The 11,884-nt window shown below is 64.1% G+C and carries 10 protein-coding genes; all 10 read right to left on the bottom strand.

What is annotated here, in order from left to right:
• Positions 1 to 133: 133 nt before the first annotated feature.
• Complete coding sequence (locus NKI54_RS21625) at positions 134 to 799, bottom strand: protein-L-isoaspartate(D-aspartate) O-methyltransferase (RefSeq protein WP_023678924.1); 666 nt, start codon at positions 797 to 799, stop codon at positions 134 to 136.
• Entirely contained in the window at positions 796 to 1,554 is a 759-nt protein-coding gene (gene surE / locus NKI54_RS21620; RefSeq protein ID WP_352467008.1) for a 5'/3'-nucleotidase SurE, read from the bottom strand. Before surE ends, NKI54_RS21625 begins: the two co-directional genes overlap by 4 nt.
• Positions 1,555 to 1,798: 244 nt before the next feature.
• Positions 1,799 to 3,106, bottom strand: a complete 1,308-nt coding sequence (serS, locus tag NKI54_RS21615) for a serine--tRNA ligase (protein ID WP_352467009.1) — start codon at positions 3,104 to 3,106, stop codon at positions 1,799 to 1,801.
• A 294-nt stretch (positions 3,107 to 3,400) separates the two neighbouring features.
• Positions 3,401 to 4,264, bottom strand: coding sequence for a twin-arginine translocase subunit TatC (tatC, locus tag NKI54_RS21610; protein WP_023678927.1), 864 nt, complete (start codon positions 4,262 to 4,264; stop codon positions 3,401 to 3,403).
• On the bottom strand, positions 4,261 to 4,947 hold the full coding sequence (tatB, locus tag NKI54_RS21605) for a Sec-independent protein translocase protein TatB (protein ID WP_352467010.1): 687 nt from the start codon (positions 4,945 to 4,947) through the stop codon (positions 4,261 to 4,263). The genes tatC and tatB overlap by 4 nt, the downstream gene beginning before the upstream one ends.
• 45 nt (positions 4,948 to 4,992) lie before the next feature.
• A complete protein-coding gene (locus tag NKI54_RS21600; protein ID WP_352635497.1) occupies positions 4,993 to 5,214 on the bottom strand; it encodes a twin-arginine translocase TatA/TatE family subunit in 222 nt (73 codons plus the stop codon).
• A 178-nt stretch (positions 5,215 to 5,392) separates the two neighbouring features.
• Positions 5,393 to 6,172, bottom strand: coding sequence for an SMC-Scp complex subunit ScpB (gene scpB / locus NKI54_RS21595; RefSeq protein ID WP_352467012.1), 780 nt, complete (start codon positions 6,170 to 6,172; stop codon positions 5,393 to 5,395).
• The gene (locus tag NKI54_RS21590) at positions 6,169 to 6,969 is read right to left on the bottom strand and encodes a segregation and condensation protein A (RefSeq protein WP_352635677.1); all 801 of its coding nucleotides are present in this window, start codon (positions 6,967 to 6,969) and stop codon (positions 6,169 to 6,171) included. The genes scpB and NKI54_RS21590 overlap by 4 nt, the downstream gene beginning before the upstream one ends.
• A gap of 58 nt (positions 6,970 to 7,027) precedes the next feature.
• Positions 7,028 to 8,047, bottom strand: a complete 1,020-nt coding sequence (nagZ, locus tag NKI54_RS21585) for a beta-N-acetylhexosaminidase (RefSeq protein ID WP_352635499.1) — start codon at positions 8,045 to 8,047, stop codon at positions 7,028 to 7,030.
• Positions 8,048 to 8,163: 116 nt separating this feature from the next.
• Positions 8,164 to 11,811, bottom strand: a complete 3,648-nt coding sequence (locus NKI54_RS21580; protein ID WP_352635501.1) for an SPOR domain-containing protein — start codon at positions 11,809 to 11,811, stop codon at positions 8,164 to 8,166.
• Positions 11,812 to 11,884 lie beyond the last annotated feature (73 nt).

Raw genomic sequence — 11,884 nt, 5'->3', positions numbered from 1 at the left:
GGTACGTGAGCACCGGCCTACGCCGGCCATAGCCTTAACTGCCGCGACCTCTTATGAATGCTTCGGCCGGCGAAGGCCGGAAGTGGAGGAAGCCGCCATTTGCAGGCCGGCCTAACCTGAATATCGACACAGCCTAGATCACCGCGGCGACACCGTGCAGGATCGGCTGCAGGCGCACCAGGCCGATATCCTCGCGTTCGAAGCGGCTGCCGACCTTGGTCAGCTTGGCCAGCACCTGCTCGCCTTCGTCGGGTCCGATCGGCGCGATGACGATGCCGCCGCTCGACAATTGGTCGAGGAGAAAGCGCGGCAGGCTGTCGAAGGCCGCCCAGGCGACGATGCGGTCGAACGGCGCTTCGTTGGCCAGCCCGTTGGAACCGTCCGCCTGGCGCACGATGACATTGCCGATGGCGAGCGCCTCGAGCCGCTGCCGGGCCTGTTCGGCCAGCGTCTTGTAACGGTCGATGGTGACGATCCGCGCGGCAAGCCGCGACATCACCGCCGCCGTGTAGCCGGACCCGGTGCCGATCTCGAGCACCCGGTTGCCCGGCTCGATGGCAAGTGCCGCGATCACCGCCGCCTGCAGGTCGGCGCCTTCGATGGCCTCGCCGCATTCGATCGGCAGCATACGGTCCGACCAGGCTATCGGGTGGAAATGCGGAGACAGAAAGCCGCGCCGCGGCGTCGCCTCGAAGGCGGCGATCAGCGCCTTCGGCACCGTCCCCCTGCCGCGCAGACGAAGCAGGAAGGCAGCGAAACCTTCGCGCTCGTCGACCGTTGCAGCGTGGTTCAAGTTCATGCGAGCGCCTTGGCCAGTTGATCGCGGATTTCATGCGCGGTGAGATCGAGCTGCAGCGGCGTCACCGACACCAGCCGATTGCGCAAGGCATGGAGGTCGGTGCCTTGCTTGCCCTCGACCGGCTCGCGGCCGAAGCGCAGCCAGTAGTAAGGCAGGCCGCGCCCGTCGCGCCGCTCGTCGACCCACAGGCTGTGGACCAGCTTGCCCTGCGAAGTGACTACAGTTCCGGCGATCTCTTCCGGCGCACAGTTCGGAAAATTGACGTTGAGCAGCACGCCGTCCGGCAACGGCATGGCGACGAGCTTTTCGAGCAGGGCCGGCGCCAGCGCTTCGGTCGTCTCGTAGGGAACGACGCGGTCCTCGCCGACATAGGAATAGGCCTGGCTGATGGCGATCGATCGCACGCCGAGCAGCGCGCCTTCCATGGCGCCGGCGACCGTGCCCGAATAGGTGACGTCGTCGGCGATGTTGGCGCCGGAATTGACGCCGGACAGGATCAGGTCAGGCGCTTCGGGCAGGATCTTCTTCACGCCCATGATGACACAGTCGGTCGGCGTTCCGCGCACCGCAAAGTGCTTTTCGCCGATTTTCCTGAGCCGCAGCGGCTCCGAGATCGACAGCGAATGCGCATAGCCGGACTGATCCTGTTCCGGTGCCACCACCCAGACGTCGTCCGACAGCGTGCGCGCGATGCGTTCGAGTGATGCAAGGCCCTCGGCATGGATGCCGTCGTCGTTGGTCAGAAGGATGCGCATGAGACCGCCTTTGCAGAATTGGATTGACGGCAGCGCTCTACGATACCCCCCTCTGTCCTGCCCTCTTTTCCACCGCTTGACATCTCCCCCTCAAGGGGGGAGATCGGCAATTCCGTAGCCGCCGCCTTCCTTGCTACGCCAACAGTTGGCGAAAGCTGTGATGACGGCGCAATCTCCCCCCTTGAGGGGGAGATGTCCGGCAGGACAGAGGGGGGCGCGAAGGAACGCGGGGCCGACAAGCTTGTCACTTCGATGATTCGATCTTTGCGAGACCGCCCATGTAAGGCCGAAGCGCTTCAGGAATGGTTACGCTGCCGTCCTCGTTCTGGTAATTTTCGATGACGGCAATGAGAGCGCGGCCGACGGCGGTGCCGGAACCGTTCAGCGTGTGGACGAAGCGGTTGCCCTTGCCGTCTTTGTCCTTGTAGCGGGCGTCCATGCGCCGCGCCTGGAAATCGCCGCATACCGAGCACGACGATATCTCGCGATAGGCATTCTGGCCGGACAGCCAGACCTCGATGTCGTAGGTCTTGCGCGCGCCAAAGCCCATGTCGCCGGTGCACAGCGTCACGGTGCGGAACGGCAGGCCGAGCCGCTTCAGCACCTCCTCGGCGCATTCGATCATGCGCTCATGCTCGGCAACCGAAGTCTCCTGGTCGGTGATCGACACCAGCTCGACCTTGTAGAACTGGTGCTGGCGCAGCATGCCGCGCGTGTCGCGCCCGGCCGAGCCCGCCTCGGAGCGGAAGCACGGCGTCAGCGCCGTATAGCGCAGCGGCAGTTTTTCGTGCGGCGTGATCTCGTCGCGAACGAGATTGGTGAGCGGCACTTCGGCGGTTGGGATTAGGCCAAGCCTGCCGTCCCCGTGCCGAACGAAGAATAAATCCTCCTCGAATTTCGGCAGTTGCCCGGTCCCGAAAAGCACCTCGTCGCGCACCATCAACGGCGGCTGGATCTCTACATAGCCGTGCTCGGTGGTGTGCAGGTCCAGCATGAACTGGCCGAGCGCGCGTTCCATCCGCGCCAGGCCGCTTTTGAGCACGGTGAAGCGCGAGCCGGAAAGCCGTGCTGCCCGCTCGAAATCCATCATGCCGAGCGCTTCGCCGATCTCGAAATGCTCCTTCACCCAGTTCGGCCGCGTCGGCACCTCGCCGACGACGCGCTTGACGACGTTGTCGTGCTCGTCCTTGCCGACCGGCACGTCGTCGAACGGCACGTTTGGCAGCACTGCCAACGCATCGTTCAGCGCCTTGTCGAGCTCGCGCTCGCGCGCCTCGCCATTCTGGATGAAGGCCTTGATCTCGCCGACCTCGGCCTTCAGCCTTTCGGCAAGAGCTGCATCGCCCGAGCGCATGGCATTGCCGATCTCCTTCGATGCGGCGTTGCGGCGTTCCTGCCTGGTCTGCAGCTCGGTCAGATGCTCGCGCCGCGCCTCATCCGCGGCGATCAGGTCGTCGACCGTGGACTGCGCATCCTCAGCCGACCACGAGCGCTTCTTCAGCGCTTCGACAAGGGCCTTTGGGTTGTCGCGAATCCATTTGATGTCAAGCATGGTCTGTTCGTCCTCGGCACGGCGGTTTCGGGGCAAGGAAATGCCCAAAACAAAGACCAGAGGGCGTAAACCGCATCGATACAAGACGTCAAGGCAGAGTTCCTTCGCGCCGACCTCAGGTAGGCAGCACGCGCAACGTTCGATCGAAAGAACCCCGGAAACAAAAACCCGCCTCGAGAGGCGGGTTTTTGGAGCCAATTGGCACCATACTTAAATTAGTAGCATAGCTGCCGGCACAAAGCAAGAACAAAGTTGCCATGGCCGGCAAAAAAATGCTGCCCGCTTCAACCGAACCTACGTCGAAGACGCGTCCGCCGGCTTTTCGGCCACCTCTTCGGTGGCGTCCTGCTTTTCGCGGGCCACACGGTCGCGCTCCTTGCTGCGTTCGATCAGCCGGGCCGACCAGATCGAGACCTCGTAGAGCAGGATCGTCGGAATGGCGAGGCCGATCTGGCTCATCGGGTCGGGCGGCGTCAGCACCGCCGCCACCACGAAGGCGATGACGATCGCCCATTTGCGCTTCTCGGCCAGGGCCGTGGACGACAGCATGCCGACCCGCGTCATCAGGCTTGTCACCACCGGCAGCTGGAACACCAGGCCGAAGGAGAAGATCAGCGTCATGATCAGGCTGAGATATTCGGACACTTTCGGCAGCAGCGAAATCTGCACCTGGTCGTTGGTGCCGGTCTGCTGCATGGCGAGGAAGAACCACATCACCATCGGCGTGAAGAAGAAATAGACCAGCGATGCGCCCATCAGGAACAGGATTGGCGAGGCGATCAGGAACGGCAGGAAGGCGTTGCGCTCGTTTTTGTAGAGGCCGGGCGCGATGAATTTGTAGATCTGCGTGGCGATCAGCGGAAAGGCGATGACCATGCCGCCGAACATGGCGAGCTTGACCTGGGTAAAGAAGAACTCCTGTGGCGCCGTATAGATCAGCTCGACCTTGTGCGGGTCGAGCCCGGCCCATTGGGTCGCCCATCTGAACGGAATGACCAGAAGGTTGAACAGCCGCTTGGCGAAAAAGAAGCAGACCAGGAAGGCAACAAAAAAACCGCCAATCGACCAGATCAGCCGCCGGCGCAACTCGATCAGGTGCTCCATCAGCGGAGCCGACGATTTTTCTATCTCGTCCTTTTCCTTGTCCGAAACGCTCACTTGGCGGCTCCCGCCGTTTTCCTGGCGGCCGGCTTCTTCGTTGCTGACGCCGGCTTCTTCGCCGCTGACGACTGCGCTTTTTGCTCAGCTTTTGCGGCAGCCTTCGGCGCAGCGGTCTTTGCCGGCTTGGCCGGCGCGGCGGCCGCGGCTTTCGCGGGCGCTGGCTTCTTCTTTGCCGCAGGTGCTTTTTTCGGCACGGCCGCTGCAGCCGTTTGCACCTGCACTGCCGGCGCTACGACGGACTCGTCCGTCATCGCCGGAAAGATCGACGTGGCCGGCGTCGGCTCCGGCGGGCTGACGCCCGGCATCGTCGTTGCGCCGTTCTTCAGCGGCTCGGCTGTCTGCTCTGTCGAAGCGGCGGCATCGACGGCCGGCTTGGGTTTCATCACTGCGTCGACGCCGGAACGGACGTCGGCGGCGGCCTGCTCGAAGGGATTGAGCTGCTTCCTGATCTCGGCTGCCGGATTGAGGCTTCTCAGCGAATCGACCGACTTCTTGACGTCGTCGAGCTCGGCTTCCTTCAACGCATCGTTGAACTGCCGCTGGAAATCGGAAGCCATGGCGCGCAGCTTCGCCGTTGTGCGGCCGAAGGTGCGCAGCATGTTGGGCAAATCCTTGGGCCCGACGACCACGATCATGACGATCGCGATCACCAGCATCTCGGTCCAGCCGACTTCGAACATGGCTATACGTTCCGACTCAAGTTTTGGCCGACTAAAGTTTTGGGCTCAGCTTTTGCTGGCCTTTTCCTTCGGTACCGAAACGGTTTCGTCGGAACGGTGTTCGACGGTACGCTTGTCCTCGGCAGCGTCGTCGTCCGCCATGCCCTTCTTGAAGCTCTTGATGCCCTTGGCCATGTCGCCCATCAGCTCGGGGATCTTGCCGCGGCCGAAGACCAGCAGCACGATCACCAGAACGATCATCCAGTGCCAAATCGAAAATGAACCCATAGCAAATCTCTCTCGAACGGTTTCCCAGACGCTGATCTATGCGCTTTCGGGTTCGGATTCAAACAGAACTGCGACAGAGTTCATGAATGAGTGGCCGAAGTCACGCACTTTCGGCACGGCGGCCCGCTACCAATCGGCGCAGTTCCATCCTGCCTGTGGCTTTAAGATGGCGCTCGGCTCAATCTTCCGTGACGCGCGGCGTCAAAAGGCCGAGTTCTTCGAGGTCGATGTCGGTCAGCGGATCCTCGTCGTCGGTGAGCGCATCGGGGTCGGCCGGCGGCAGCGGCACCGAGAAATTCGACGGCATGCGGCCGGACAGCAGCCCGGCACCTTTCAATTCCTCCATGCCGGGGAGATCGCGGATCTCCTCCAGCGCGAAATGGTCGAGGAAAATGTCGGTCGTGCCGTAGGTGACGGGACGGCCGGGCGTGCGGCGCCGGCCGCGCATCCTCACCCATTCGGTCTCCATCAGCGTGTCGAGCGTCCCCTTTGAGGTCTCGACGCCGCGGATGTCCTCGATCTCGGCGCGCGTTACCGGCTGGTGGTAGGCGATGATCGCCAGCACTTCGAGGGCAGCGCGGGACAGTTTGCGCTGCTGCACCGTGTCACGGCTCATCAGGAACGCAAGGTCGCCGGCGGTGCGAAACGCCCAGGCATCGCCGACGCGCACCAAATTGACGCCGCGCCGCGCATAGATCTGCTGCAGGTCGGCCATCGCCGCGGCAATGTTGATGCCGTCGGGCAGTCGCGAAGTGAGCTGTTTTTCGCTGACCGGCTCGGCGCTGGCGAATACGATCGCCTCGGCCATCCGTACGGCCTCCGCCATATGCAGCCGCTCGCCAGGATTCCGCGACAAATTCTGCCCCTGATTTTGTGCCGGGTTTTCGGCGACCGCGCCTTGCTCGGCGTCGTCGTCGACCTTGAACGGAATGACCGAAGCGTTGGCGCGTTCGCTCATGGTGTCACCTCGACTATCTTGATGGCCGCGGCGCGGCCGCGCAGATAAAGCGGCGCGAACACCTGGTCCTGCCGCATTTCCATCTTGCCTTCGCGCACCAGTTCCAGCGTCGCCGCAAACGAGCTGGCAACCGCGGTGCGCCGCTCTTCCGGGCCGGCCAGATATTCGACCAGGAAACTGTCGAGCGCCGTCCAGTCGCGCAGCGACCCGATCAGCCTGGTCAGCACGTCGCGCGCATCCTTGAGCGACCACACGCCGCGCCTGGCGATCGTCACATGGGTTATTGCCTGCTTCTGGCGCTGCTGGGCATAGGCGGTCAACAGGTCGTAGAGCGAGGCCGAATAGGCATTGCGCTTCTCGACGATGACCATTTCCGGCATGCCGCGTGCAAACACGTCGCGTCCGAGCCGGTTGCGGTTGACCAGCCGTGCCGCCGCGTCGCGCATCGCCTCCAGCCGCTTCAGCCGGAACTGCAGCACCGCCGCCAGTTCCTCGCCGCTTTCGCCTTCGTCGCCGGGCTGCTTGGGGATCAGGAGCTTCGACTTGAGGAAGGCCAGCCATGCCGCCATCACCAGGTAGTCGGCGGCAAGCTCCAGCCTCAGCGCCCTCACCTTCTCGACGAACGCCAGATACTGTTCGGCCAGCGCCAGGATCGAGATGCGCGACAGGTCGACCTTCTGATTGCGGGCAAGATGCAGCAGAAGATCGAGCGGACCTTCGAAACCGGCCACATCGACGACCAACGCCGGATCGCCGGTCAGCCGGGAATCGTCGTTCTCGGCCCACAAGCGGTCCATCGGTGCGGCCTTGCCGGCCTTCAGGTCCAATGTTTCCGCCACTTCGCTTCCTTTGATGCTAGGCCACCGCGTCGAAATAACTGGCAAATTCGGCCCGAATCTCGGTCTCGTCCGCCACGTCGCGGTTCCTGATATAGGTCAGCGCCCGCTCCGCGCGCTCAAACGACTTGCCTTCAAGCCCGGTCGTGCGCGATGCAATGCCGGCCATCTCCTCGAACACGCCGTTGCAGTGAAGGACCAGATCGCAGCCCGCCGCAAGGATAGCGGCCGCCTTTGACGGGAAATCCCCAGAAAGTGCCTTCATCGAGGTGTCGTCGCTCATCAACAGCCCGTCGAAGCCGATTTCGTCGCGGATGATCTTTTCGATGACCTTGCCGGAAGTCGTGGCCGGGTTCTTCGGGTCGATCGCGCTATAGACGACATGCGCCGTCATCGCTATCGGCAAATGGTTGAGCTCCCTGAACGGGGCAAAATCATGCCGCTGCAAGTCGCCGATCGAGGCGTCGACGGTCGGCAGTTCGAAATGCGTATCGGCGAAGGCCCTTCCATGACCGGGAATATGCTTCATCACCGGCAGCACGCCGCCCGCCATCAGGCCTTCCGCCGCGGCGCGACCCAATTCGATGACGGCGCGCGGCTCCTTGCCATAGGCGCGCGCGCCGATGACGTCGCTGGCGCCCTCGATGGGCACGTCGAGCACCGGCAGGCAATCCGCCGTGATGCCGTAGCGCAGCAGGTCGAAGGCATGCAGCCGCGCCATCAGCCATGCGGCACGGGTGCCGGCGTCATGGTCGTCGCGCCACAAGGCGCCGAGTGCACCGGCAGCCGGATAGTTCGGCGCCAGCGGCGGCCGTAGGCGCTGCACCCGGCCGCCCTCCTGGTCGATGAACACCGGCGCATCCGCACGCCCGACGCAGTCGCGCATGGCGGCCACCAGATCGCGGATCTGCTCGGTCTCGCCGATATTGCGCGCAAACAGGATGAAGCCCCACGGGCATTCGTTGCGATAGAAACGGATCTCGTCGCGGGTCAGTGATTTCCCGGCGCAGCCGAGGATCATGGATTTTGATTCGGTCATGCGGAACAGTTTAGAGCTTCGCGCCGACAAAGGGAATCGCCCGCAATTGCCTTCAGAGGTTTCCGTTCACGCAAAAAAGCCGGCGCGGACGCCGACTTTTCGAGAGGTTTTGGTGCCTAGTGGGACACGAAGCAATTGCCGCCGGCAGCCTTGTAGCTGGTGCACAGTTTGATCGCCTCGTTGCGAGACTGCGCCGGAACGCGGACGCGGTAGAAGGTGCCCTTGCCGGCGATCTCGGCCTTGACGATGTTGGCGGTGCGGCCGGAAAGCACGCTGCCGTAGCGGCGCTGCAGATCCTGGTAAGTCGCCTGGGCGCTTTCGACTGTCGGCTGCGAAGCGATCTGTATCGACCACGAACCAGCCCCGGCCGCGGCCGGATCGATGGAAGCAACCTGATCGGGCTTGACCTCGCCAACCACATCGACCGGTTGGTCGGACGGACGCTGCGGCGCCACCGGAACCGTGGCCGGGGTGCTGGCGGACTGCTTGCTGGCTGACGGCTTAGCTTCAGCCTTTGTGTCGGGCTTGGGCGCCGGCTGCAGCTTGGAGGTTTCGGCCTGATCGCCGCTCGCCTGGTCGCCACTCGGCTGGTCGCCAATCTTCGGATCACTTGTGATTTGGTCGATCAGGGGCACGGTGCCGGTCTGCGCGGCGGCGTCGGCCTGGGCCGACGGAGCGACGTGCTGCGGCGCCGGATCGGCCGGCTCGGCAGCAGCCATCTGCGGGGCGGCAGGCGCCGGATCCTCGCGCGCCACCAGCGAACCGTCAGGTTTCACGACCATGGTCCGTACCTTGCGCGGCGCAACGGCGACGATCTCGGGGGTTGCACCCTTCTCGGCCTCCTGCAGAACCTGCGCGATGCGATCCTCGGACTTGGGTGCCGGTGCGGCGACGGTTTCGGTAGCGCCAGCCGCATTGGCGCCAAGCGCATTGGTGTCAGGCGCGCTGGTGTCACGCGCGTTGGTGCCAGACGCATTGCTATCAGACGCCTCGGTGCCGGGCGCGTCGATATCGTCCGCGGCATCGGGGTCATTGGGCGAAAGATCGACGACGCGGCTCTCCGGTTCGTTGGCTTTCAGGTCCACGGGCTCTTCGGTGTTGGTGACCAGCTTCTGCTGAACCGGCTCGGCGGGCTTGGCGCCCTTGACCACAGCGTCATAAACCTTGTTGTCCTGGTTCGGCACGACGGTGCCGCCTGGATTTTCCGGCTTGATCTTGATCGGCCTGTTGTCGGCCTTGACGATAACCGGCGCATCGCCGCCGCTCTTGCCGCCGAGGGTCAACGCAAAGGCGCCAAGGCCTCCGGCGATCGCCACGGCGCCGACCACCGCTCCTATCAGCAGCCCGCGCCTGCGCGGCTGCCTTTCGGCCCCGCGTTCGGCAAGGCCCGGAACCGACATCTCCTCGTCCAGTTCGGGATCGTAGTCGAGCTCATCGAAGGTGAAATCGTCGGCCTGCGAAACCGGCTGGCCACCGGGCAATGGGCCCAGATCGAAACCGTCCGCTGCATCGGCATAGGAAGCGGCCGCCGCGCTGACGGGGGCTTCCGCAGGCTTGGCGCCATAGGCGCGCGTCTCGCTACGATCTTGCTTGTAGCCAGACGCGAAGCCGGCATCGTATTCATCGTCATAGCCAGCACTGCGCACCGGGGCAGGCGCGATGTCAGTTGCATTCATTTCGGTGAGAAGGCTGGCAAAATCGGCATCGAGATCGTCGTAGGCGGGCGCCACCGGCTCGTCATCGTCGAAGTTGAGCTCCGGAATGTCGAGATCGTCCGCCAGCGCCACCACGCGCTCGGGCACGTCGACCGTCTCGACATCGGGCATCTCGTCATAGGCGGAAGGCTGTTGATGCGAGGTTGGTGCAGCTTCCGTGTAGGCGGGCCGATCTTCATAGGACGGCCTCTCTTCGACCGGTGCGGCCCGATAGGACGGCGTTGCGGCCGGCTGCGGCGGTGGTGCCGGACGCGCCGAAGCCACCGGCTGGCTTGCAAAAGCGGGCTGAGGCTGTGCGACCGGTGTCACGCGGCTCCACGAGCGGGCCGGCTCGGGCGGTGTGGCGCGTGTTGTCAGCCAGTTCAGCGCATCGAGCGGGTCTTCCTCGGCAGCAGCTGCCGCACTCTTGTCGGCCGAGTCGTGATCCAGGCCGATATTCCTGGCGAAGTCGGCATCGAGCGCATCGCTGTCGAGATCATCCGCGCGTCCGGCAGCGGCTTCGACACCGAAATCCTCGCCTTCAAGCTCATCGAGGAGGACACTGCCAAGATCGGCGTCATCGGCGGCACTGGACTGCTGCGGCTCGGCGGGCTCGTGCTCGTCGAGTTCCCAATCCAGCTCGTCGACAGCATGCACCGGTTCGTTGGCGACGTCCTCAGCCGCCGCCACGGGCTGTTCAGCAGCCACGGCTGGCTTCTGAACTACCGGCGCGACGGGCTGCTGAGCAGCCATCACGGGTTTCTGGGCAGGCTGCTGGGCAGACTGCTGGCTTGTCTGAGGTTCGTTGACCGCTTGTGCCGGCCGTGTGCTCATCGCACCCAGCAGCGCGTTCAGTTCGTCTTCCAGGCTGCGTTCCTCGGCCACTGGAGCCGTCGCGACGACAGCGGCCGGCGGCGCCGGTTCGGCCGCAACCTGCGCCACGGGCTCTTCGGCGTCCTCGGCAGGCGCATCGTCGAAGCTCAGATCGAAATCGTCGTCGAACGCCGCTTCAGCGGCCGTGCCGGAAAGCCGGGCGGCCTCTGGCTCTTCGATCGACAGCTCTTCGATAAACTCTGGTTCTTCGATGTCGGCAGGCTCGTTCGGACGGACGTCGAAGTCCATGTCGACATCGGCCATGGCATCATCGAAATGGCCGGCAAGATCCTCATCGGCCGAAACCGCTTCAACCGGCGATGCCGGAGCGGAGACGTTTTCCGCCGGCTCCTGCTGGTCGAACATCAGCTCGCCTTCGAGCGAGCTTGCAACGGCATCGTCGAACTCGTCATCGAACGCAGGCGCGGCCGCTTGCGCGGCGGTTTCAACGGCAGCCGCCTGCTCCATCGGCTCATGCTCTTCGAGCATCAGCTCGTCTTCGAGCGAACTTGCCACGGCGTTGTCGAACTCATCGTCCAAGGCGGGGTCGAAGGCGGGCTCGTCGACCGGCTCGATCGCCTCGGCTGCGGCCCTGGGATCATCCTCGCCGGTCACCGCGATCTTGGCCGTCACATCGTCGTCGTGCCGAAAATCCTGGTCGACAGAGGCGGCAAGTTCGTCGTCACTCGAAAGGTCGTCCTCGAACGGCGACACGTCTTCGAGCGAGCCGGCGACGGCGTTATCGAACTCGTCGTCGAACTCCGGCTCGACGGCGGGAGCGAACGCCCTTTCGGGGGCGGAGGCAATTTCGTCGGCGGCAACAGGAGCGGCCGCAACGGGAGCAGCATCGTCCGCCGCACTGTCGTCGAACGCGAAATCCTGTTCGAACGAGGCAGCAAGCGCGTCCTCCATTTCGTCGGCGGCGGCCGGTTCGGGTGTCGGCTCGCGAAGCTCGGCAGGGGAAGCATTGTCATTGGCATCGGCGCCGAACTCGCCCATCAACTCCTTCTCGAGATCGATGTCGAAATCGGCCTCGTCCACCGACGGTTCGGCGGCAGCGGTTTTCGGCTGGGCCGGCGTTTGCGGTTTGACCGGCTGGCGCGGGTCGAACCCCATGATCCTGGTCAGTTCCGCGAACGGATCATCGTTGGCGATGTCGTTGTGGTCGGCTGCTCTCAGCTGGGTTCTGTCTGCCATTATTGTTCCCGAACTCGCACTCATTCGGACGCCATGGACGTCGCGTAGGGTTGGCCCTTACCAGCGCAATGTG

Source organism: Mesorhizobium sp. M0663, from assembly GCF_040320585.1.
Classification (GTDB): Bacteria; Pseudomonadota; Alphaproteobacteria; order Rhizobiales; family Rhizobiaceae; genus Mesorhizobium.
Note: the sequence above shows the minus strand (reverse complement) of the source record. Positions and strands in the feature narration are given on the sequence as shown.